The 21,727-nt window shown below is 69.5% G+C and carries 19 protein-coding genes; 5 read left to right on the plus strand and 14 right to left on the minus strand.

Translation table 11 applies throughout. From position 1 onward, the window contains the following. Positions 1-211: 211 nt before the first annotated feature. The 7 genes from EGT29_RS25880 to EGT29_RS25910 form a co-directional block, all read right to left on the minus strand. Complete coding sequence (locus tag EGT29_RS25880; RefSeq protein ID WP_124691689.1) at positions 212-1,180, minus strand: tripartite tricarboxylate transporter substrate binding protein; 969 nt, start codon at positions 1,178-1,180, stop codon at positions 212-214. Positions 1,181-1,362: 182 nt separating this feature from the next. Beyond that, positions 1,363-2,784: an amidohydrolase family protein gene (locus EGT29_RS25885; RefSeq protein ID WP_124691690.1), complete on the minus strand. Its 1,422-nt coding sequence runs from the start codon at positions 2,782-2,784 to the stop codon at positions 1,363-1,365. Positions 2,785-2,932: 148 nt separating this feature from the next. Beyond that, positions 2,933-3,706, minus strand: a complete 774-nt coding sequence (locus EGT29_RS25890) for a TetR/AcrR family transcriptional regulator (RefSeq protein WP_124691691.1) — start codon at positions 3,704-3,706, stop codon at positions 2,933-2,935. Between the two features lie 84 nt (positions 3,707-3,790). Continuing rightward, the gene (locus EGT29_RS25895) at positions 3,791-4,939 is read right to left on the minus strand and encodes an FAD-dependent monooxygenase (protein WP_124691692.1); all 1,149 of its coding nucleotides are present in this window, start codon (positions 4,937-4,939) and stop codon (positions 3,791-3,793) included. Then, positions 4,936-5,787 carry a VOC family protein gene (locus EGT29_RS25900; RefSeq protein WP_124691693.1) on the minus strand — a complete coding sequence of 284 codons (852 nt, stop codon included), beginning with the start codon at positions 5,785-5,787 and terminating at the stop codon, positions 4,936-4,938. Before EGT29_RS25900 ends, EGT29_RS25895 begins: the two co-directional genes overlap by 4 nt. Next, positions 5,784-7,454 carry an AMP-binding protein gene (locus EGT29_RS25905; protein ID WP_370282646.1) on the minus strand — a complete coding sequence of 557 codons (1,671 nt, stop codon included), beginning with the start codon at positions 7,452-7,454 and terminating at the stop codon, positions 5,784-5,786. The genes EGT29_RS25900 and EGT29_RS25905 overlap by 4 nt, the downstream gene beginning before the upstream one ends. A 33-nt stretch (positions 7,455-7,487) precedes the next feature. After that, positions 7,488-8,675, minus strand: a complete 1,188-nt coding sequence (locus EGT29_RS25910) for an alpha/beta hydrolase (protein ID WP_124692520.1) — start codon at positions 8,673-8,675, stop codon at positions 7,488-7,490. Between the two features lie 220 nt (positions 8,676-8,895). On the opposite strand from EGT29_RS25910, the gene EGT29_RS25915 reads away from it, so the two are divergent. Together EGT29_RS25915 and EGT29_RS25920 are read left to right on the plus strand one after the other, a co-directional pair. Continuing rightward, positions 8,896-10,911, plus strand: coding sequence for a PAS domain S-box protein (locus tag EGT29_RS25915; protein WP_161567980.1), 2,016 nt, complete (start codon positions 8,896-8,898; stop codon positions 10,909-10,911). Further along, complete coding sequence (locus EGT29_RS25920; RefSeq protein WP_124691696.1) at positions 10,901-11,542, plus strand: glutathione S-transferase family protein; 642 nt, start codon at positions 10,901-10,903, stop codon at positions 11,540-11,542. The genes EGT29_RS25915 and EGT29_RS25920 overlap by 11 nt, the downstream gene beginning before the upstream one ends. Positions 11,543-11,548: 6 nt before the next feature. Here the strand turns inward: EGT29_RS25920 and EGT29_RS25925 are convergent, their stop codons facing one another. After that, positions 11,549-13,498, minus strand: coding sequence for a choline BCCT transporter BetT (locus EGT29_RS25925; protein WP_124691697.1), 1,950 nt, complete (start codon positions 13,496-13,498; stop codon positions 11,549-11,551). Between the two features lie 107 nt (positions 13,499-13,605). Further along, on the minus strand, positions 13,606-14,088 hold the full coding sequence (locus EGT29_RS25930) for an AmiS/UreI family transporter (protein WP_124691698.1): 483 nt from the start codon (positions 14,086-14,088) through the stop codon (positions 13,606-13,608). Between the two features lie 168 nt (positions 14,089-14,256). On the opposite strand from EGT29_RS25930, the gene EGT29_RS25935 reads away from it, so the two are divergent. Both EGT29_RS25935 and EGT29_RS25940 read left to right on the plus strand, forming a co-directional pair. Continuing rightward, positions 14,257-15,222: a tripartite tricarboxylate transporter substrate binding protein gene (locus EGT29_RS25935; protein WP_161567981.1), complete on the plus strand. Its 966-nt coding sequence runs from the start codon at positions 14,257-14,259 to the stop codon at positions 15,220-15,222. Between the two features lie 8 nt (positions 15,223-15,230). Beyond that, positions 15,231-15,653, plus strand: a complete 423-nt coding sequence (locus EGT29_RS25940; protein ID WP_124691700.1) for a RidA family protein — start codon at positions 15,231-15,233, stop codon at positions 15,651-15,653. On the opposite strand, the gene EGT29_RS25945 is transcribed toward EGT29_RS25940, so the two are convergent. Beyond that, positions 15,635-16,318, minus strand: coding sequence for a Crp/Fnr family transcriptional regulator (locus EGT29_RS25945; RefSeq protein WP_124691701.1), 684 nt, complete (start codon positions 16,316-16,318; stop codon positions 15,635-15,637). The genes EGT29_RS25940 and EGT29_RS25945 overlap by 19 nt on opposite strands. A gap of 111 nt (positions 16,319-16,429) precedes the next feature. Between EGT29_RS25945 and EGT29_RS25950 the strand changes: the two genes are divergently transcribed. Continuing rightward, positions 16,430-17,707: a cyclopropane-fatty-acyl-phospholipid synthase family protein gene (locus tag EGT29_RS25950; protein ID WP_124691702.1), complete on the plus strand. Its 1,278-nt coding sequence runs from the start codon at positions 16,430-16,432 to the stop codon at positions 17,705-17,707. On the opposite strand, the gene EGT29_RS25955 is transcribed toward EGT29_RS25950, so the two are convergent. From EGT29_RS25955 to EGT29_RS25970, 4 genes are read right to left on the minus strand one after another with little or no spacing between them, the layout of a single operon-like run. Then, the gene (locus EGT29_RS25955; protein ID WP_124691703.1) at positions 17,688-18,425 is read right to left on the minus strand and encodes a sulfite exporter TauE/SafE family protein; all 738 of its coding nucleotides are present in this window, start codon (positions 18,423-18,425) and stop codon (positions 17,688-17,690) included. The genes EGT29_RS25950 and EGT29_RS25955 overlap by 20 nt on opposite strands. Positions 18,426-18,435: 10 nt before the next feature. Beyond that, positions 18,436-19,671, minus strand: a complete 1,236-nt coding sequence (locus EGT29_RS25960) for an FAD-binding oxidoreductase (protein WP_161567982.1) — start codon at positions 19,669-19,671, stop codon at positions 18,436-18,438. 50 nt (positions 19,672-19,721) lie between these two features. Then, complete coding sequence (locus EGT29_RS25965) at positions 19,722-21,050, minus strand: M28 family peptidase (RefSeq protein ID WP_124691705.1); 1,329 nt, start codon at positions 21,048-21,050, stop codon at positions 19,722-19,724. After that, entirely contained in the window at positions 21,047-21,718 is a 672-nt protein-coding gene (locus tag EGT29_RS25970; RefSeq protein WP_124691706.1) for a dienelactone hydrolase family protein, read from the minus strand. The genes EGT29_RS25965 and EGT29_RS25970 overlap by 4 nt, the downstream gene beginning before the upstream one ends. Between the last annotated feature and the right edge of the window lie 9 nt (positions 21,719-21,727).

Genomic DNA, 21,727 nt, shown 5'->3' on the forward strand with positions numbered 1-21,727 from the left:
TGCTATCGCTGGCTGCCAGCGGTAGCAACCGTGCTTCAGTCCAAGATAGTTTCCCTAGACCCAGGAAACCGCGGATCTGGCTTTGCCAGTCCGCCGGTTTCGCCCCCTTGAGGGGGCCCGCGCAAGCGGGTAGGGGGTGGGCTTCCCTGACCGGCGGAGCCGGATCCGCCGCATCCTGGGTTTGCCTGGGTTTGCCTGGGTCTGCTCTTCGCTACTCGGGTTTTACTCCGGCTTCGGCGATGACTTCTTCCCAGCGTTTCTTTTCGCGGCGGATGAAGTCGCGGGCCTGGGCGTGGGACTTGATCATCGGATAGGTGCCCAGCTCCGCCAGGCGCGCCACGAAGGGGCCCTGGCGCAGCGCCGCGTTTACGTCGGCGCTGGTCCGGTCGATCACGGCCTGGGGGGTGCCCTTGGGGGCGAACATGGCGAACCATCCGGAGGCGACGGTGCCGGGCACGGCATCCTTGGCCAGCGCGATGCCCTCCAGGCCGGGCAGCGCTTCGTCGGCCGTGACGGCGATGGCCTTGATGCGGCCGCTGCGCACCAGCGGGAGCAGCGGCGCGGTGCCGTCGACGTACAGCGGGATGTCGCCCTTGATCAGCGCCTGGATCGCCTGGGTCGTTCCGCTGAAGCCGATCTGCCGGAAGCGGACGTGGCCGTACTGGCCCATCATCTCGGACGTCAGATGCGGAACGGACCCGCGGCGAGGGCTGCCGATGACCACGTCGTCGGGTTTGGCCTTCGCGGCGGCCAGGATCTCGGCCACGTTCCGGTAGGGCGCCTGGGCATTGGCGACGAACAGCATCGGCGTATAGGCGATGGTGGCCACGGTCTCGGCGTCGCGCTCGACGTCGAAGCGGGCTTCCTTGTACATGACCGGCGTGGTCACGGCCGCCGCGGCGTGGAAAAGGCCCAGCGTATAGCCGTCGGGCGCGGCCTGGGCCAGTTCCTGCATGGCGGCGATGCCGTTGCCGGCGGGGCGGTTCTCCACCACCACCTGCTGGCCCCAGGCCGCGGTCAGCCGTTCGGCCACCAGCCGCGCGATGATGTCCGGGGCGCTGCCGGCGATGGACGGCACCACCATCTTCACCATGCGGGCCGGATAGGTCTCGGCGGCAAGCGCCGGCACCGTGGCCAGGATGCCCGCCAGCGCGGCGGCGCAGGCCAGTTTGCGATCCATCTCGTGTCTCCTCCGGTACGCGCGGACAGCTTGGGCGATGTCCGGTCCGCGACCATATTTGATATGCATTCAATTAATGTACGAATAATTGACTGTCTATCAAATAATGGTTTGTACGGAGGCAGGAAAGCGCCGCGCCCGGCGCCGGCAAGGGCGGCGGGCGCGGCGGGACAACGCGGCGCTCAGGCTTTCGGTGCCAGCCGCTGCATGGACGCGGTCGCGGCGCGGACGATGGCCGTCTCGTCGGTAAAGGTGAAGCGCCCGCGCTGGCGCAGGATGCGGCCGTCGACGATGACGGTATCGACGTTGGCCGGCGACGCGCGGTTCAGGAGCGCATCGTAGGGATCGCGGCAAGGCGCGATGTTCAGGCCGCCGGTGCCGACCAGGATGAGGTCGGCGCGCTTGCCCGGCGCCAGCGTGCCGATCTGCCCGTCCAGGCCCAGCGCACGGGCGCCGTCCACGGTCGCCAGCTCCAGCATCCTGCGCGCCGTCAGCGGCACGGTCTCGCCCAGCCGATGCTTGTGGTACTTGTACGCGATGCGCATCATGTCGAAGTAGTCGGCGTTGCCCGAGACGGTCTCGTCCAGCGACAAGCCCACCAGCACGCCGTCGCGCAGCAGCTCGCCCAGCTGGATCTCGCCGCCGTCGGGCGGGCGCGCCGCCTCGGCCGTGGCCGAGGTGCTGAAGCTGGTGCCGCGCGCTTTCAGGATGGCGCGTTCCTCGGCCGTGGTGAACATGGGGTGGACGAGCTGCACGTCGGGTCCCAGCAGCTTTTCATCCTCCAGCCGCCGCACCAGGCCCCTGGGCGAGGCATGCAGGGTGATGGGCAGGCCCAGGGCACGGGCGGCGCCCCAGTCGCGCCGGGCCATGTCGTAGTCGATGGTGCCTCGCAGGCTCTGGCCGGCCACCAGGTTGCGCGAGACGATGCCCAGCGACAGCAGCGGATTGTGGGGCCCTATCCATTCGCGCTGGACCCGGGCGAGGTCCTTGCTGTCCATGGGCTGGTCGGTCGGCCCGCCCTGCGGCCCGCCGTACGAGAAACGGCCCCGTACCCCCAGGTCCCGCATGGCCGACAACTCCGCGTCGGCATGGGCCGGCGTGCGCGTGTTGTGCGACCAGTTGTGCACCGTCGTGATGCCCGAGGCCAGGCCCTCGGCCAGCCCCAGGCATACGGAGTGGTAGGTGTCGGCGGGGGTCATGTGCGGGCCGAGCCGCGAGGTCAGCGGAAAGTAGGTATTCCTGGGCACGTCGATCTGGTGGAACATGCGGCACGCGCAGTTCCACAGGTGCCAGTGGGTATCGACCAGGCCGGGCAGGCAGATCATGCCGGCCGCGTCTATCCGCCGCGCCCCCGGCGCATCCACGCGCGGCCCGACCGCGACGATGGCGCCGTCCTTCACGTGCACCTGCCCGCCCACGAATTCGCCCAGCCGGGCATCCATGGTCAGGACGTGCGCGCCGTCGATCACGAATTCGCCGCGCGCCGGCGGCGATCTTCCGGCCGCGGGCGCGGCGATGACGCCCGCTCCGCTGCCCGCCCAGGCCGCCAGTCCCGCGCCAGCCTGCCAGAACCGCCGGCGGCCTGGAAAAAACGTCTCCTCCATGCTTCCTCCTTTTGAATACTTGTTTTCCTAAAAGGATACACATTCCATTAAATGGATATTTTTTTAGTGAATGGTATACCAATTATGCGGCCGTGAAGACCCCTGCCAACCGGCATCCAGGAAGAAAAAACGGAGAAGGGAGGAACCCTCAGGCCGGCTTGCGCGGGCGCCGGGTCGTGGAAGCGCTCGCGCGCCAGGCGGCGATGCCGTCCAGCGTGATGCGCAGCCCTTCGTCGAAGGCGGTGGCCGAACTCAGGCGGGCGAACGAGCGGCCGATGGCGCGCGCGGCGGGGTACGGGTCCGCCGACTCCAGGCGGGCCCGGATGAAATCCTCGTGGTAGGCCGGCATCTGCCGCGAGGCTTCGGCCATGCTGGCGCCCACCAGGTACTGGGCGATCAGGTGATAGGCCAGCGCCACCTGGTCATGCGTGAAGCCGCCCTGCATGATGGCCGAGGCCATGTGGTTGAAGAACACCATGCCGTAGTCGGTCTCGTCCGGCTCGACGTCCTGGAACAGGCGATAGCGGTTGTGCGAGGCCACGTACATGCTGGCGCCGGGGTTGGCGATGGCGACGGCGAAGCTCAGCCGCGCGATGGTCTCGACGTCGGAGCGCCAGTCGCCGGTCAGCGCGGGCAGCTTCTCGACCCGCTGGCGGTAATAGTCGTTCAGGACGCCCGACACCAGCTTGTCGCGTCCGCCCATGTAGTAGTGGATGAGGCCGGGCGCCACGCCGAAGTCCCGCGCCAGCTGCACCATCGATATCTGGTCCAGCGGCATGCTCTTGGCCAGGTCTATCGCGCGCTGGAGGATGGCCCACCGGCTCAGCAGCGGCTCGGCGGTGATCGGCGATTCGACCTTGGGAGGCCGGCCGCGGCGGCGGGGCGCGGCGGCCTGGGCAACGGCCTTCTTGGAGGCGGACATGGCGGGCGGGGCGGATGAAAACGGCACTATCGTAGAAAATTATTGCCAGGGGGGCAATTTACGCGCCGTTCCACGCCGCCCGGCCTATCCGGCCAGCGCCGCCACCCCGGCCTCCTCCATCTCGCGGACCAGGTCCGGATACTGGAGCTTCAGGCGGTCGCGATCGACCCGCCCGGTGCGGGTCATGAAGTGGTAGACGAATTCGTGCGGCGATTCGATCCGCATCCACTCGCGCACGCGCTCGTACCAGTTGTAGGACGCTTCCGAGGCGCGGATGAGCCGCTGCTTGGCGGGCTTGCGCGACGCCACGTACAGCTCCAGCGCGCCGCCGATGTCGCTCGGACGCTGGCGCAGCGCCTCGGCCAGCGCGATGGCGTCCTCCATCGCGATGCGGGTGCCCGAGCCGATGGAGAAATGCGCGCTGGCCAGCGCGTCGCCCAGCAGCACGCGGTTGCCCGCGTGCCAGGCGCGATTGCGGACCACCGGGAATTGGCGCCAGCTGGAATGGTTGGACACCAGCCCATGCCCGCCCAGCTCCGGCGCGAACACTTCCTCGAACAGGGCTTGCCGCGCCCGCGCGTCCATCGCCTCCATGCCGAACTCGACCCAGGTCCGGTCGTCGCACTCGGCCACGAAGGTGCTCATGGCCGCCGAATACGGGTAGTAGTGCGCGACGAAGCAGCCGCCCCGCCATTCGCGGAACACCAGCGCCGGCGTCTCGAAGGCCTTGTCCACGCCGTACCACGCGAAGTGGTTGGTCAGCCGGCCGTGCGTCGTGCCGAAGGCGGCTTCGTCGGCCGCGCGCAGCGTCGAGTTCACGCCGTCCGCGCCCACCACCAGCTCGGCGTCCAGCGCGTGGACGTCGGCCAGCCGGTGCTCGTGGCGCACGTCCACGTCCAGGCGGCGGGCATGGTCCTGCAGGATGCGCAGCAGGTCGATGCGCGGGATGGCGCCGCCGCCTGCTCCCGGCCGGCGCACGACGATGGGCCGCTCGCGCATGACGATGGTCTGGCGGTCGTTGAAGCGCATGGCGCCCATCAGGTCCTCGACCACCTCGGGCGCCGCCTCGCGCAGCGAAGCCAGGCCGGTATCGGCCAGCACCACGCCGAAGCCGAAGGTCGCGCCCGCAGGATTCTGCTCGTGCACGTCGACCTGGACGTGTGGCAGGCGCTGCTTGAGCAGGATGGACAGGAACAATCCCGACGGGCCCCCGCCGACGATGGTGACCTTCATGGCGACTCCGTCGGATCGATGGCAAGGGTGTCCATGTCGAACGTGGCGATGCTTCCCGCCAGGCCGCCCGTCAGCGCGCCGTACCAGAGCGCGGGCTTGAAGCCCAGCTCCTTGCGGCGAAAGCGCAGGCCGGGCGTGCCGTCGATGCGGGCATAGCCGGCCGCGCCGCGGCGCACCGCATAGCCGCGGGCACGCGCATCGTCCAGCAGCGGGGCGAACTCGGGCACGTCCAGCACGTACACCGAGGCCGCGCCCGCCGGCCGGTCGGCATCGTCCAGCGCCGCCGCCTTGCGGCGCCATACCGGCTCGATGCCGTCCAGGCGCTCGCCCTGCCCCGCCTCCAGCGCCATCGCGGCTTCCAGCGTGCGGGCCGCGTCGTCCGCGTCGGCCTGGTTGAAGGGCCGCAACTGGGTCGTGATCTCGATGGGGTAGCCGTTGGGATCGTTGAAGTAGATCGACTCGATCACCTCGTGGCGGATCTGGTAGCGCAGCGGAATGCCGGCGGCCTCCACGCGCGCGCGCCATCGCAGCAGCGCGGCCTCGTCCGGCACCAGCCACGCGGTGTGGGTCGCGCGTTCCTGGTAATGGTCGCTCACGCGCAGCTTCTCCGGGCGCTGCGTGCCGATGTAGTAGAAGAACGCGATGGTGCTGCCGTTGCCGCTGTCGAAAAAGAAATGCAGGAAATCGGCATGGTCGTCCTGGCCCCAGCCGCGCGCGGAAATCGCGTGCACCAGCGGCAGGCCGAGCTGGTCGCGATAGAAGCGCACCGTCTCGGACAGTTTCCAGGTGGGGCGCGCGGTGTGGTGCACGCCGTGCAATCGCAGGGGGGAAAGCGCTTCGTTGTTCATGTCGGAAGTTCCTCGTTTGGCCGCGCCAGGATGGCCGCGATCCGTTCCCGCAGGATCTGCTTGCTGAGCTTGCCGGAGGCCGAGAGCGGAAAATCCGCCAGGACCTCGATGCGTTCGGGCCACTTGAACTTGGCCAGCCCTTCGCCGTGCAGGAAGCGGCCCAGTTCCTCGACGTCCGGCGCGCGCGCCGACGGCCGCAGCGTGGCGAACAGGCAGGCCTTTTCGCCATAGACGGGATCGGGCATGCCGACCAGCGCGCAGTTCAGGATGGCGGGGTGGCGGCTGACCACGCCCTCGACCTCCTCGGCGTTGATCTTCTCGCCGCCGCGGTCGATCACATCCTTGATGCGGCCCTGGAAGAAGTAGTAGCGACGGCCGCCCTCGACCCGGCTGGACATCAGGTCGCCCGAGCGGTAGTGGCCGTCCGCCGTGAAGCGGTGCGCGTCCTCGGCGGCGGACTTGTAGTAGCCCTGGATGGTGTACGGGCCGCGGAACAGCGCCTCGCCGACCTCGCCGTCGGCCACCGGCTCTTCCGTACCCGGGCGCACGATCTTCACTTCGTCGTGCACGGACACCGGCCGGCCGACCGAGCCGTCGTTCAGGTGGCGCGGGTCGTCTTCCCGCGTGAACATGATCACGCCCTCGGTCATGCCGAAGATGTGCCGCGCGGGCGACCCCGTGAGCCGCGCCATGCCGCCCGCGTTCTTCGAGGTGATGAAACGCCGGCGCGCCTTCTCGCCGGCGTCGGCGCGGGCCAGCTCGGGCACGATGCGCGTCAGGATGGGGCCGGGCGCGCCGAACCAGGTGGGGCGGTGCTCGCGGACCAGCGCGCACAGCGTTTCCTCGGCCAGGTCGGGCGCCACCGTGATCGCGCCGCCGCACAGCAGGAAGGGGCCGAAGCAGCATCCCATGTTGAGGTTGTGCATGTACGGCGTGGGAAAGAACAGCACGTCGTCGCGGGTGTAGCCGTTGCAGGCGGCGACCTCGCGCATGTTGTACAGGTACTCGCTCTGGAAGCGGGGAATGATCTTGGGCACTCCGGTCGTGCCGCCGGACAACTGGAACACCGCCACCTGCCACGGGTCGTGCTCCACATCCGCCAGCATGGTCCTGGCGCGCTCCCAGGGCATGCCGTCGATCAGCTGGCGCAGCCCGTGCGCGCCGGCGCGCGGCTCGCCCCGTGCCTGCACGATGTGGCGCAGCGTGGGCACGGCCTCCTGCATCTCGCGCGCGAAGGCCACGTCGTCGAACCGGGCGTCGTCGCCCTGGACGAGGTGCAGGCGGGCATCGGCCAGCTTCGCCAGATAACCCACTTCCAGCTTGCGGAAGGCCTGCAGCGCGCAGATCGGGATCAGGCCCGCCTTCAGGCAGGCCAGGAAGGCCACCAGCAGTTCGGCGCAATTGCCGCTCTGCAGCAGCACGCGATCATGCCGGACCAGTCCCAGCGCCAGCATGGCCGCGCCCAGCCGGTCGCTGTCGCGATCCAGTTCGCGGTAGCTCATCCGTAGCTGCGGACCGACCAGCGCCAGCCGGTCGGCGTGCAGCGCGAACGAGCGGGCGAACGCGCCGGCCAGCGTCTCGCCGCCCAGCAGCCCCAGCTCCGCGTAGCGGCGCAGGCGGCCGGCGTCGGGATAGCGCACGCCCTCGAGCCGGACCCTTGGTTCCACGTCCATCATGTCTCCATCCATTTCATTCTTCCGCTAGGCCATCTTCTCGCGCAGCCACTCGCCGGCCGCGCGCCCGGCGATGCGCTGGCCGGGCTCCTCGCCCGGCGCCAGCGCCAGGCCATGGTGATTGCCGCGCACGCGCAGGTGGCGCTTGTCGGCGGCGCCGATCTGCTCGTGGATCGTCCGGATGTCGGCCGGAAAGGTGCATTGGTCCCCGGTGTACTCCACCAGCAGCGTGGGCTGGGTGATGGCGCCCGCGGTCTTCTTCAGCGCGGCGTTGGACGACAGCCCCGACCAGGTGGACAGCCAGGACTCGGGCGTGACGACCCGGCCGAACCCCACGCTGCCCCAGTTCGAGACCAGCGGGTTCCTGCCCCACAGCGATCCCGTCCTGCGGTCCGACGGATCGATGGAGATGTCCCATGAACGCAGATCCGCATCAGTGCGCCATACCTGGAAGATGGGCGCATGCGCCGCGATCCGCTGCTCGGCCATCGACGCCCCGCCCGCCTTGACCTTCGCCCGGGCCTCGGCCTTGCGCCGCAGCAGTTCGCGCGCGCGGGCGTCGATGCGCGCCACCCGCTCGGCCTGGGCGGCACGGTAGCGCTGGACGAATGCCGGATCGTAGGACGCGGCGCCCGTCTCGGCATCGTAGCCGTTGTCTTTCGAGAAGGGATCCAGCGCGGGATCGGTTTCCAGCGGGTCGTCCTCGGATACCACCGAAGGATCGATGCCGGCCATCAGCAGCCGGCCCTGCCCGGGATGCGGAGACAAGAGGATCATGCCGTCGGCGCGCGGCATTTCCAGCTCGGCCAGGGCGGTGGGCCGGCCGCCGGGCGTGCGGGCGATGCGCTGCGCGGCCGGCAGCGACGACTGCTGGTTGTAGAGCGTGTACAGGCCGGCGCCGCCCGAGTTGCCCAACAGTACGATGTTCTCGTAGCCCAGCGACCGCAGGTGCGCCATGCCGGCCGCCACGTCGAACAGGGCCACCTCGTGCTCGAGCCGCAGGTCATTGCCGATGGATCTCGACCCCTGCACCCAGCAGGCGCAGCCGGCCTCCAGCACATGAGGCACCATGTAGTGCGTGACCGCCATTTCCCGCGGATGCATCAGCGACACGACCGTCTTGCCCGACTCGGCCGTGGTGAACAGAAAACCCAGCGTGCGCTGGCCGTCGGCCGTGCCCAGCGCATAGGGCACCACCTGGTACGGCCGGCTCATCAGCCGGGGGTCCCACGACGCGCCTCTCATGCCGGCCGTGACGACCGGCTTGTCGGTAGTGGCCAAGGGAGTCTCCTCGAATTAAATATCACCCTATCAATTAAATTATGCTTTATTTGACATCATGTCAATTATTTCCATCGGAGGGCGATTCACCTTGTTACAGGCCCCTTGAAAGAGCATGTATAGACTCGCTGTTCGAGCACGACGAGGTGACGCCTTGAGCTTCTCAGCCATGGACTCGGCCCGCCTCCAGGCCGGGGAAAGGGAACCCACTCCCGGCGTAGCGACGACGGGGCCCGGAAGCGATACGGACATCGGCTTCCGCATGCTCGTGGACGCCATCGAGGACTACGCCATCTTCATGCTGTCCCCCGACGGCCGCGTCAGGACCTGGAACGCCGGTGCCGCCAAGATCAAGGGCTATGCGGCCGACGAGATCCTGGGCAAGCATTTTTCCGTCTTCTACTCGGCCGAGGCCGTGGCGCGCGGCTGGCCCCGCTACGAACTGGAAGAGGCCGCGCTGCACGGCCGTTTCGAGGACGAAGGCTGGCGCGTGCGCAAGGACGGCTCGACCTTCTGGGCCAACGTCGTCATCACCGCGCTGCGGGATGCGTCCGGCACGCTCAAGGGCTATGTCAAGATCACCCGCAACCTGAACGAGCGCCGCCGCCAGACCGAGGCGCTGCGGCAGAGCGAGGAGCGGTTCCGCCTGTTGCTCGAGGGCGTGGAGGGCTACGCCATCTACATGCTCGACGCCGAAGGCACGATCACGAGCTGGAACACCGGCGCCACACAAATTACCGGCTACCGGCGGGACGAGGTCATCGGCCGGCACTTCTCGATGTTCCATCCCGCCGACGACGCGTCCTCCGAAGGCCCCGACCGGGTACTGCGCATCGCGCAGGCAGGGGGTCGCTACGAGGAAGAAGGCTGGCGCCAGCGCAAGGACGCCACATTGTTCTGGGCCAACGTGACCACCACCGCCGTCTACGACGAGACCGGGCAGTTGCGGGGCTACGCCAAGATCATGCGCGACATGAGCGAGCGCAAGCGCCTGGAGGAACTGGAGCTGGCCAACCGGCGCATGAGCGAATTCCTGGCCCCGCTGGGCCACGAACTGCGCAACCCGCTGGCGCCGGTGCGCAACGCCATCGGCATCCTGCAGAAGGACCCGGACATCGGCCCCACCGCGGCCCGCTGCCGCGACATGATCGATCGCCAGATCACGCACCTGTCGCGGCTGGTCGACGACCTGCTGGACATCGGCCGCATCACCTCCGGCAAGATCGAGCTGCGCCTGGCGCCGGTGGACATGCGCACCATCATCGAACGCAGCATCGAATCCTCGCGCTTCCACACCGATGCCCGCGAGCAGCGCATAGACGTGGACCTTCCCGCCGAACCGCTGACGGTGAAAGGCGACATGACGCGGCTGGTGCAGGTGGTCCACAACCTGCTGCACAACGCCTCGAAGTTCTCGCCGCCGGGAACGGCCATCGCCATCCGCGCCACGCGGCAAAGCCGGTCGGCGTTGATCGAGGTGCGCGACCAGGGCCGCGGCATGCCGGAGCAGGCCCTGGAGGCGGTCTTCCAGCTGTTCGTGCAGGAAGACCGCGACACCAACCCGACCGACAGCGGGCTGGGCATAGGGCTGACGCTGTGCCGCTCGCTGGTGCGCATGCACGGCGGCGCCATCTCGGCATCCAGCGCGGGCCCCGGCCACGGCAGCACATTCACGATCCGCCTGCCCCTGGCCGAACCGGCTCTGCCCGTGCGTCCCATGTCCGCGATCTCGCGCCGGACCTCGGCCGCCAAACGCATCCTCGTGCTGGACGACAACCGCGACTCGGCCGACAGCCTGGCCATGCTGCTCGAGATCAACGGCCATCAGGCGCGGCCGCTGTACACCGCGGAAGCGGCCCTGCGCATGGCGCCCAGCTTCCAGCCGCACCTCGTCTTCATCGACCTGGCCATGCCCACCATGGATGGCTTCGCGGCCCTGCGGGCCTTCAAGGCCATCCCGCAAATGGCGCGCACCATCTTCATCGCCATGACCGGCTACGGACAGGAGGACGACCGCCAGCGCACGGCGCAGGCGGGCTTCGACCTGCACCTGGTCAAGCCGCTGGACGTCTCCCAGCTCGGCCCCATTGTCGACGGGGCCGAGCCTGCCGTACCATTCGACGCTCCCTGGAACGACTCCGACGACGCAGGCCCCCACGATGAACGATGAACTTGTCTTCTACACCCATCCCATGTCCCGCGGCCGCATCGCGCGCTGGATGCTCGAAGAGGTCGGCCAGCCCTACCGCACCGAGGTGCTGGACTTCGCCACGTCCATGAAGGGCCCCGAATACCTGGCCATCAATCCCATGGGCAAGGTCCCCGCCATCCGCCACGGCGGCACCGTGGTGACCGAATCGGCGGCGATCTGCGCCTACCTGGCCGACGCCTTCCCCCAGGCGCAGCTTGCTCCGCCGCCGCAAAGCCCGCTGCGCGGTCCCTACTACCGCTGGCTGTTCTTCTGTGCCGGCCCCGTGGAAGCGGCGGTCACCAACCAGGCGCTGGGCATCAGCGTGCCGGAAGACAGGCGGCGCATGGTGGGCTACGGCACGCTGGCCGAGGTGCTGGACGTGCTGGAGACGGCCGTGTCCGGCGAAGGCTACGTGGCGGGCGACGCCTTTACCGCGGCCGACGTCTACGTGGGCTCGCAGCTGGCCTGGGGCATGATGTTCGGCACGATAGAGAAGCGGCCGGCCTACCAGCGCTACGTGCAGCGCCTGACCAGCCGCCCGGCGGCGGCCCGCGCCCAGCGGATCGACGACGAACTGGGCGCGGCCCTGAAGGCGGGCAAGGCCGGCTGACGCGGCCTATCGCGCCACGTGCAGGAAATGCCGGTGGCGCTCGTACTGGTCCAGGATGTCGCCGATGACCGCGTCGCGGCTCCAACCCATGATGTCATAGTCCTGGCCGCCCTCGCGCAGGTGGACCTCGGCCCGGAAGTACTTGCGCCCCTCTTCGTTGCGCACCTCGTCGGCGGTCAGGCCGGGGCGCACGAAGGACTCCGGCCGCACGGCGTAGGAAAAATCCAGGGCCTCCTGGTGCACCACCTCCAGCGCCACCTCGCCTTCCTCGCCGTCGCGCACCCGCGCTTCGTAGCCCAGCTTCTGCAACTCTTCCACCACGGCCTCCATGGCCGGCCGCACCACGTCGGCGGTGAAGCGCAGCACGTGGGCGCGGCGCGGCATCATGACCATGTTGCGCAGCCGCGATTCCCAGGGCTCCCCGCCTCCGGCCGGCCGTGAAAGCGCCAACGACTGATAGTGGATGCGGCGCTTGGTGGCGTCCAGCTTCAATGCCTTGAACAACCCCCATACCGAGGCCAGCAGCACGATGGAGAACGGCAGCGCGCTGGCGATGGTCGCGGTCTGCAAGGCCTGCAGCCCGTCGGCCAGCAACAGCGCCACCGCCACCACGCCGGTCAGCACCGACCAGAAAATGCGCTGCCATACCGGCGTGGACTCGGCGCCGCCCGAGGCCAGCAGGTCCACCACCAGCGCGCCCGAATCGGCCGAGGTCACGAAGAACACCACCACCATCGCGATGGCCACCATGGAAATCGCGTGCCCCCACGGGTAGTGTTCGAGAAAGGCGAACAGCGCCAGCGAACTGTCGGCCTTGACCGTGCCGGCCAGGCTGTCCAGGTGCTCGAACAACACCAGGTGAATGGCCGAGCCGCCGAACACCGTCATCCACAGGAAGGTGAAGCCCGTGGGCACCAGCAGCACGCCCAGCACGAATTCGCGTATGGTCCTGCCGCGCGAGATGCGGGCGATGAACAGCCCCACGAACGGCGACCAGGCGATCCACCAGCCCCAGTAGAACAGCGTCCAGCCGCCTATCCAGTCCGTGGGGCGGTAGGCGTAGAGGTTGAAGGTCTTGGCGACGATGTCCGACAGATAGGCGCCGGTGTTCTGCAGGAAGCTCTGGAGCAGGAAGATGGTCGGCCCGACCGCCAGCACGAACAGCAGCAGGATCACGGCCAAGTACAGGTTGAGCTCGGACAGGATGCGGATGCCGCGGTCCAGCCCGCTCGCCACCGACAGCGTCGCCAGCCCGCACGCGATGGCGATCAGGATGATCTGGGTGGCCGTGCCGACGGGCGTGCCGAACAGGTGGTGCAGGCCGCTGTTGATCTGCGCCACGCCCAGTCCCAGCGACGTGGCGACGCCGAACACGGTGCTGATGATGGCGAAGATGTCCACCGCGCTGCCCAGCGGGCCGTGGATGCGGTCGCCGATGAAGGGGTACAGCGCGGACCGCAGCGTGAGCGGCAGGTTGTGGCGGTAGCTGAAATAGGCCAGGATCAGCGCCACGACCGCGTACAGCGACCAGGCGTGCAGTCCCCAGTGGAAGAAGGTGATCTTCATCGCCTCGCGGGCCGCGGCCACGGTGCCCGCCTCGCCCACCGGCGGCGCCACCAGATGCATGACGGGCTCGGCCACGCCGAAGAACATCAGGCCGATCCCCATGCCGGCCGAGAACAGCATCGCGAACCAGGTGAAATTCCGGTAGTCGGGTTCGCTGTGATCGGGGCCGAGCTTGATGTTGCCGTAGCGGCTCATGGCCATGTACACGACCGACAGCAGGATGACGGCCACCGCCAGGATGTAGAACCAGCTCGCGTTCGCCAGGATCCAGCTTTGTATCGCGTCGAAGACGTCTCCGACGGCACGCGGGGCGGAGACGGCGCAGACCACAAGCGCCAGGATGAAAGCGGCCGCGGTGAAGAACACTGGGCGATCTATCGTTGTTTTCATGAGGACTCCCCGTTGAAGATGCATGCGCGCGCTCGAAGCGCGCGCGGCGGGTATCGCCTGCCTGCTTTTTTATTTCACCATGACTTCGGTACCGGACGCCCCCGGCCTTACCATTTCCCCATCAGCATCAGCAACCCCGGTACCCAGCACGTCGCGACACCGATCAATATCGTGTACGCCCCCAGGAAGCGCAAGGGCTTGCCCAATCCCAGGGCAAGGAAAAAGAAAAACCACAGGCTGGCCCATAGCAGCCACATGGCGATCAGGCGCCCGTCGCCGGCGACGGGCGCGAAGGCCAGCGCGCTGATCGCCACGAACAGGCAGTACCAGCCCAGCCCGACACCTTTCAACGACCGCCACTGCACTACGGCCAGGTACAGGTAGGTGAAGGCGAACAGGAGGCCGCCGGCCACGGCAAACAAATCCGCCGTCGAGACGGCCCGGTAGAGTCCCAGGCCGTTGATGAACAATGCCAACAGGCCCACCAGCAGATTGAAGGGGGCGGAATCCCTGCCGTCGATACGGCCGGTCAGCCCCACTCCGTTGACGATCAGAACGGCCCCGATGAAGAACAATGCCAGACCCAGCATGATGAATGCCCATTTTCAGCGTTGAAACTCCGTCCCGGCGCATGCAGGCCGGCCCCCGGGCCTGGACTCTACCACGGGCGTTCCGGGGGGCCGGGGCCGGCGTTAACCAGTTAACGGACAGTCCCGCGCCATGCGCGCAGAATGGCCGCTTCCCCATGGAGACCCGCGATGGCATCCCTACGATTCGCGCTGGCGGCGGTACTGGCCTGCGCCGCAACCGCCCCTGCGGCGGCCGATTTCCCGACCCACCCCATCAATCTCGTCGTGCCTTTCGCCGCGGGCGGTACGACCGACCTGCTGGCCCGCACGGTTGCCGGCGGCATGAGCCGCCAACTGGGCCAGGCGGTAGTCGTCATCAACCGTCCGGGCGCCGGCACGGTGGTGGCCGCGCAGTCGGTGGCCAAGGCGCCGGCCGACGGCCACACTCTGCTGGTCGCCAGCAACGCCACCCTGGCCATCAACCCCCTGTTGATGAAGGACGTGGGTTATTCGCCCACCGATTCCTTCGGCTACGTCTCGCTGCTGGGCAGCGTGCCCAACGTGGTCGTCGCCCGGCCCGACGCCCCGTGGACCACCCTGGTGCAGGCGCTGGACCAGGCGCGCGAGCGCCCCAAGGGACTGGCCTACGGCTCGATGGGCGCCGGCACGTCGAACCAGATCGGCATGGAACTGGTGGGCCTGCAACGGTCGGCCACCCTGCTGCACGTCCCCTACAAGGGCAGCGCGCCCGCGCTGGTGGACCTGATAGGCGGCAACGTCGACGTGGTGGTGGACACGCTGGCCGCCACGCTGCCGCAGGTGCGGGCCGGCAAGCTCAAGGCCCTGGCCATCCTGAGCGCCAGGCGCTCGCCGCTGGCGCCCGAGATCGGCACCGCGCAGGAACAGGGTGCGGGCGAGGTCGACCTGTACTCGTGGTTCGGCATCGTCGCTCCCGCCGGCACGCCCGGTCCGGTCATCGACCGCCTGAACGCCGCCGTGCGCGCGGCGCTGGCCGACCCCGGCGTCGCGGCCGCCCTGAAGCAGGCCGCCATCGAACCCTCGGGCTCGACGCCGGCCCAGTTCGCCGAGTTCGCCACCCGGCAGCGCGAGCTGTATGCCCGTATCATCGAACGTACCCGGATCACGCTCAACTGACGGCCGCCATGCACCCCTACGTCTCCTTCATCAATCCCACCCGCCTGCCCGCCCCCAACGGCTTCACCCACGTCGCCGTCGCCCCGGTGGACCGGCTGATCATGGTCTCGGGGCAGGTGGCCTACGCGCCGGACGGCAGCATCGTCGGCAAGGGCGACCTGGCCGCCCAGACCCGGCAGGTGTTCGAGAACCTGGCGACGGCGCTCGAGGCGGCCGGCTCGGCGCTGACCTACGCGGTCAAGCTCAACTACTTCGTGCGCGACCTGACCGAGGAAGCCGTGGCGACCATCCGGCGCGTGCGCGCGCCGTACCTGGACGCCGGCCAGCCCCCGGCCAGCACGCTGGTGGGCGTGGCCGCGCTGGCCAAGCCCGACCTGCTGCTGGAGGTCGAGTGCCTGGCGCTGCTGCCGCCTCAGTATCCGTCCGAATAAAGCTGCGTCAGCCGCGCCACGTCGGGCACGCCCAGCCCGTTCCGCGTGCGCAGGACCAGCCCGGCGCGCTCCAGGGCGGCCAGCCTCAGGCTGGTCCAGGTACGGCTGATGCCGGCCATCTTGGCCAGGTCCGCGCGGGTCACGCCCGCGATCACGGCACCCTGCCCGTCGTAGCCGGGCGCGGCCAGCGCGAGATCGTGCAGGACGCGCGCCAGTTTCGCCGTGGCCGAATCCAGCACCCTGGGGCCGGACCGCGCGATGCTGTTGGTCGCCAGCATGGCGGCCACGCGCGCCACGTTGATGGCGAAGGCCGGCACCGTTTCCATCAGCGCCAGCAGGTCGGCCCGCTCCATGGCCAGCAGCGACGCCGGCTCCAGCGCCTCGCACGATATCGCGCGGGGCTGGTCCAGCAGCGTGCTCAGCAGCCCCAGGGTCTGGCCGGACGTCCACACGGCCGTGGTGAACTCCTCGCCCGACGGCGCCAGGTGATAGGTGCGCAGCCGGCCCGCGCGTATCACCCACAGGCGTGGACTGGGCTCTCCCTGCGCGAACAAGGGCTGGCCGCGCGCCAGCTCGCGCGCCGTCATGCGGCCGCGCACGGCCCGCGCCTGCGCATCGGACAGGCGCTCGAGCAGCAGCGAAAAGGCGGTGTCGGGCGAGGTCATGGCGCATTCTTCTAGCCGTCCGGAGAAAAATCAACCGAGCCGCATCGCGGGGGATTCATTACACTGGCCGCGTAGCAGCCCCTGTCCTGTCGACCCATCGCGGAAACCACGATGCTTCAAACGTACGCGGAACGCCTGCTTGCCAACACCCTGAAAGACCTGGTCCGGCGCGGCACGCTGGACGTCACCCTGCCCGGCGGCCGCAGGCGCGCCTTCGGCGACGGCACCCCGCCGCGCGCCGCCATCCGCTTCACCGACACCCGCGCCGTGCTGGCGCTGCTGATGGACCCCGACCTGCGCATGGGCGAACTGTTCATGGACGAAAGGCTCGTGGTCGACGAAGGCAGCATCTACGACGTGCTGGAGCTGCTGCTGCGCGATGCCGACGCGGTCAAGCCCGGCGCCGCGGTACGGATGCTGGACGCGGTGCGCATGTCGATCCGGCGCTTCCTGCAGAACAACCGGCCCGGCCGCGCGCGCGCCAACGTCGCGCACCACTACGACCTGGACGACCGCCTGTACGCCCTGTTCCTGGACGACCAGCGGCAGTATTCCTGCGCCTATTTCGAACACCCCGGGCAAGACCTGGAGTCGGCCCAGCGGGCCAAGCAGCGCCACATCGCCGCCAAGCTGCTGGTCGAGCCCGGCCACCGCGTGCTCGACATCGGCTGCGGCTGGGGCGGCCTGACGCGCTACCTGGTCGAGGTCGCCGGGGCCGGCCGCGCCACGGGCATCACGCTGTCCGAGGAACAACTGAAAGGCGCGCGCGAACTGGCCGCCCGCGCCGCCCATCCCCAGGCCTACGACTACCGCCTGGAAGACTACCGCGCGACCCCCGGCCGCTTCGACCGGATCGTGTCGGTGGGCATGTTCGAGCACGTGGGCACGGGCTACCACGACGCCTTCTTCCGGAAATGCCATGAACTGCTGACCGACGACGGCGTGATGCTGCTGCATTTCATCGGCAACTCCGACGTCCCGGACTTCAACAATCCGTGGATAGAGAAATACATCTTCCCCGGCGGCCACATCCCTTCGCTGTCGGAATTCACGCCCGCCATCGAACGCTCGGGGCTGGTCGTCACCGACATCGAGGTGCTGCGCCTGCACTACGCCAGCACGCTGCGCATATGGCGCGACCGCTTCCTGGCGCGGCGGGCCGAGGCCGTCGCGCTGTACGACGAACGCTTCGCCCGCATGTGGGAGTACTACCTGTCGATGTCGGAGACGGCGTTCCGCTATCAGGACATCGCCATCTTCCAGGTGCAGCTGGCGCGGCGCCAGGAAAGCGTGCCGCTGACGCGCGACTACGTGGGCGAGCGCGAGGCCCGGCTGCGGGAGGCCGAGGCGCGCCTCGGCAGCCCTGGGCTCATACCTTCAGGAACATGAAGACGCTCATCGAGACGCCCACCAGCACCACGATGGCCCGCATCACGACGACCGGCACGCAGCGCGCCAGGCGTGCGCCGGCAAACCCGCCCACCGTCGCGCCCACGGCCATCACACCCGCCTCGCGCCACTCCACCAGCCCGCCCGCCACGTAGACCACGACGGCCACGACGGTCAACACGCCCGACAACAGGTTCTTCAGTCCGTTGATGGCGCTGAAGTCGCCGCGCTGGGACATGCCGAACAAGGCCAGCAGCATGATGCCCATGCCGCCGTTGAAATAGCCGCCGTACAGGCTCACGGCGAACAGGCCGGCCGCCGCGGCGCCGGGTGACAGCATCCGCCCGCGCGCCATCCGCAGCATGAGGGGCGCGAACAGGAACAGCGCGGTGGCGAACAGCAGCAGCCAGGGCGCCACGTTCCGGAAAACGGCGCCCGACGTCCAAAGCAGCAGCAGCGCCCCCGCGGTCCCGCCCGCCAGCGCGATGCCCGACAGGCCCGCGAGCGAGCCCGGCTCCGACTGCGCGATATCGCGCCGCAGCGCCCAGGCGCCGGTCAGATAGCCGGGCAGCAGCGCCAGCGTACCGGTGGCATTGGCCACCGCCGCGGGCATGCCCACGGCGACCAGGGCGGGCAGCGTGAGGAAGCTTCCTCCGCCCGCCGCGGCGTTGAGCATGCCGGCGCCAAAGGCGGCCGCCAACAAAAGCAGGTCCGACATGAGTCCCCCATCACCTGAGCCGTTGGCTCCGCAGCGGCGCGACGGCGCGCAGGTCCACGCGCGGATCGCGGCCGCCCGCCACGTCGGCGATGATACTTCCCGTCAGCGCGGCCAGCGTCACGCCCAGGTGGCCGTGGCCATAGGCCAGCAGGACGTGGGGCGCGGCCGGGGCCTGCCCCAGGATGGGACGGCTGTCGGGCACGGAGGGACGCGGCCCCACCCATTTCGATACCGGTTCGGCATCCACGCCCTGGACGAACCGCTCCAGTCCGCCGAATACCGGCGCCGCGCGCGCATGGTCGGCCGGCGCGTCGGCCGGCGTGAACTCCGCGACGCTGGCCATCCGGATGCCCGCCGCCATGGGCGTCAGCGCCACCTTGCGTTCCACCATCAGCACCGGCATGCGCAGCGGGCTGCTGCCCGGCGCCAGCATGACGTGATAACCGCGCTCGGCCACCAGCGGGATGTCCACCCCCAGCCCCCGGGCCAGCCGGTGGGACCAGGCGCCGGCGGCCAGTACCACGCGATCGGCGCGCAGGCGCCCGTCCTTCGTCCGCACGCCGCCGGCATCGATGCCGGTGGCCTCCGCCCGCAGGATGCGGCCGCCGAGTTCCTCGACGCGGGCGGCCAGGCGCCGCGCCAGCATCAGCGTATCGGTAACGTATCCCATGCCCGGTATCGACATCGCGCCGCCGATGCGATCGGTCAGCGCGGGCTCCATCGCCCGCGCCTGGTCCACGTCGAGCGGCGTGCACGCCACCCCCAGGCTGCGCCGCAGCTCATAGGCCCTATGCGCCGCGCGCAGCGCCGCCTGCGACCCGAACACGTGCAGGGCGCCGGACCGGCGCACCAGATCGTTGCCACCGATGTCGTCCAGCACGGGCTGCCAGGCCTCCCAGGCCTGCGCCATCATCGCCGCCATGGCGTGGGTCCCGACGCGCGCGCGCTCGGCGGTGCCCTGCGCCACGAAGCGGGCGAACCACGGCAGATGCCGGACGGCATAGCCGGGCCGCACGATCAGCGGGCCCTGGGGATCGCGCAGCATCCGGACCGTCTGCCCCAGTATGCCGGGCGTGGCCTGCGGGAAGATGGAAGCGACAGCGATGTGGGCCGCATTGCCGAAGCTCGCCCCTTCGCCCACGCCGCCACGGTCGATGACCGTCACGGCGTATCCGTCCCGCTGCAAGGCATGGGCGCAGGCCAGGCCCACCAGCCCCGCGCCCAGCACGACGACCGAACCGCTCACTGGACTACCCTCCTGTCGCTGCGCGACATCCTCCCCGGGGGCGGGCGCGCTCATGCCCGAACCTCCGACCTGGCCTCGTTGCGCAGGCCGGCCAGGCTGTCCGCGCTCAGCGCATGCCACAGCACACCGGCGGCCAACGCGGTGGCGGTGCGCAGATGGTTCTCGTCCACCAGGGCCCGCGTATCGGCCGGCGTCAGCAGCAGGCGCAGCGCGCTGTCGGGTTCGTCGAAACCGGCGATCAGGCGCAGCGCGGGAATGCCGCAGGCCGCGAAATTCGCATGGTCGCTATTAGACATCAGCGGCAGATGCACCCCCAGCGTGCCGCCGGCCAACAACGCCCCCGACCGGGCGAACTCGCCCAGCCGCTCGAAGCCCGAGGTCAGCGCGGTCAGGCGCGGCGATCCCGCCAGCGAATCGAGGTTGACATTGAGCGCCATCGCCGCGCGCCGCGCTTCCGGCAGCGCCGCCAGCCATTCGCGCGAACCGTTCAGTGCCCATTCCTCAGCGCTGAACAGGCACACGGTCAGCCCCCGGCGCATGGCATGCATCCGGGGCGCGAAGGCGCGAGCCAGCGCGATGGCCGCCGCCACGCCGGTCGCATTGTCCAGGGCGCTCTCCGCCAGGGGATGCCCGTCGATATGGGCGGACAGCACGACGCGCTCGTCCGGCCGCGCGGCCTGCCCGGCCGGCAGGTCGAGCACCAGCGTATCGGTGCGCGACTGCGGCAGGTCTTCGCCGACGATGCGCAGGCGCACGCGCGCCCCGGGCTGGCGCAACGCCCGCCCTGCCTCGGCCGAGATCCCCATGGCCGGGATGCCCGGCCCGCCCGCGCGCCCCGAGGACCCCGACACCGGACCGATCCCCGCTTCGGGCTGGACCACCAGCAGCGCGGCGGCGCCTGCCCGCTGGGCCGCGGCCAGCTTGACGCGGCGATGGACGGTCTGGGTCGAGAAGGGATACTCGTGCCGCACCATCACCGCGTGTCCGCGTACGCCCTCGCCCGCGGCGGCGATCATCTCGGGCGTTCCTCGCCCCAGGTCCAGCACGGGCAGCTCGATGCCCGCGTCCGGCGTAAAGGCCGTCCCCAGCAGCGGAACGGCCTCCAGTTGCCGGCCATCGGACAGGTGCGTCAGGACCGCATGGTCGCACCGCCATCCGGCGTAAGGCGTGGACTCGCGCGCGACGGGTCCGAAGGCCGCCAGCTGACCTTCGCACCAGTCCTGCGCGGCGCGTTCGCTGGCGGTACCCGCCATGCGCCCGCCGTGCCGGCACAAGGCCTCGAAATCGGTCCACAACGCGTCGTCCCGCCGAAGGCGCGTGGCCATTTCGCCGAAGGCCGCCTGTTGGGCGGCCCATGCGCCGGTGTCGTCCCGCGTCATGCCAGGTGCTCGTCGAGGAAGTCCAGCGTGCGCTGCTGCGCCAGGGCCGCCGATTCCGCGTGGTAAAGGTCGCGCTGGTCGCAATTGAAGCCATGTCCGGTGGCGTAGAAGTGCACGGCCACCTCGGGCGCGGCGCGGCCCGGCTCCATCATCTTTTCCTTGGAGACCAGATGGTCGCGCTCGCCCCAATGCAGCATCATGGGAATGCGCGGCGTCGGCTCGAGCACGGTGGGGATGGCGTTGCCGTAGTACGAGACCGCGCACGCGAATCCCGTGCCGCGCGCGGCTGTCACCCAGGCCGCCGTGCCGCCCCAGCAGAAGCCGACGATGCCCACCTTGCCGGCCTGGGCCGCGAACGCGCCGGCAGCCTCGATGTCCTTGACCGCGTCGTCCCAGTCGATCAGCTTCATCAGGGCCTGCCCCTTGCGGACGTCGTCGTCGCCATATCCCAGGTCCAGCCCCGGCTCCACGCGATCGAAGACGCTGGGCGCGATCGCCAGATAGCCCCAGCCGGCGTACCGGTCGGCCACGCTGCGCATGTGGCTGTTCACGCCGAAAATCTCGGGCAGGATGACCACGCCCGCGCGGGGCGCGCCCGCCGGCCGGGCCACGTAGCCGTCGAATTCGAAACCGTCCGCCGCGGTCAGGCGTATTCGTTCACCGCTCATCTTGCCTAT

The sequence above is a fragment of the Pigmentiphaga sp. H8 genome, assembly GCF_003854895.1.
Taxonomy (GTDB): Bacteria; Pseudomonadota; Gammaproteobacteria; order Burkholderiales; family Burkholderiaceae_B; genus Pigmentiphaga.

Excerpts from the sequence above, each read along its gene's own strand:
- EGT29_RS25880 (WP_124691689.1), bottom strand. The coding sequence starts at position 1,180 with ATGGATCGCAAACTGGCCTGCGCCGCCGCGCTGGCGGGCATCCTGGCC.
- EGT29_RS25885 (WP_124691690.1), bottom strand. The coding sequence starts at position 2,784 with ATGGAGGAGACGTTTTTTCCAGGCCGCCGGCGGTTCTGGCAGGCTGGC.
- EGT29_RS25890 (WP_124691691.1), bottom strand. The coding sequence starts at position 3,706 with ATGTCCGCCTCCAAGAAGGCCGTTGCCCAGGCCGCCGCGCCCCGCCGC.
- EGT29_RS25895 (WP_124691692.1), bottom strand. The coding sequence starts at position 4,939 with ATGAAGGTCACCATCGTCGGCGGGGGCCCGTCGGGATTGTTCCTGTCC.
- EGT29_RS25900 (WP_124691693.1), bottom strand. The coding sequence starts at position 5,787 with ATGAACAACGAAGCGCTTTCCCCCCTGCGATTGCACGGCGTGCACCAC.
- EGT29_RS25910 (WP_124692520.1), bottom strand. The coding sequence starts at position 8,675 with ATGAGCCGGCCGTACCAGGTGGTGCCCTATGCGCTGGGCACGGCCGAC.
- EGT29_RS25920 (WP_124691696.1), top strand. The coding sequence starts at position 10,901 with ATGAACGATGAACTTGTCTTCTACACCCATCCCATGTCCCGCGGCCGC.
- EGT29_RS25925 (WP_124691697.1), bottom strand. The coding sequence starts at position 13,498 with ATGAAAACAACGATAGATCGCCCAGTGTTCTTCACCGCGGCCGCTTTC.
- EGT29_RS25930 (WP_124691698.1), bottom strand. The coding sequence starts at position 14,088 with ATGCTGGGTCTGGCATTGTTCTTCATCGGGGCCGTTCTGATCGTCAAC.
- EGT29_RS25935 (WP_161567981.1), top strand. The coding sequence starts at position 14,257 with ATGGCATCCCTACGATTCGCGCTGGCGGCGGTACTGGCCTGCGCCGCA.
- EGT29_RS25940 (WP_124691700.1), top strand. The coding sequence starts at position 15,231 with ATGCACCCCTACGTCTCCTTCATCAATCCCACCCGCCTGCCCGCCCCC.
- EGT29_RS25945 (WP_124691701.1), bottom strand. The coding sequence starts at position 16,318 with ATGACCTCGCCCGACACCGCCTTTTCGCTGCTGCTCGAGCGCCTGTCC.
- EGT29_RS25950 (WP_124691702.1), top strand. The coding sequence starts at position 16,430 with ATGCTTCAAACGTACGCGGAACGCCTGCTTGCCAACACCCTGAAAGAC.
- EGT29_RS25955 (WP_124691703.1), bottom strand. The coding sequence starts at position 18,425 with ATGTCGGACCTGCTTTTGTTGGCGGCCGCCTTTGGCGCCGGCATGCTC.
- EGT29_RS25965 (WP_124691705.1), bottom strand. The coding sequence starts at position 21,050 with ATGACGCGGGACGACACCGGCGCATGGGCCGCCCAACAGGCGGCCTTC.
- EGT29_RS25970 (WP_124691706.1), bottom strand. The coding sequence starts at position 21,718 with ATGAGCGGTGAACGAATACGCCTGACCGCGGCGGACGGTTTCGAATTC.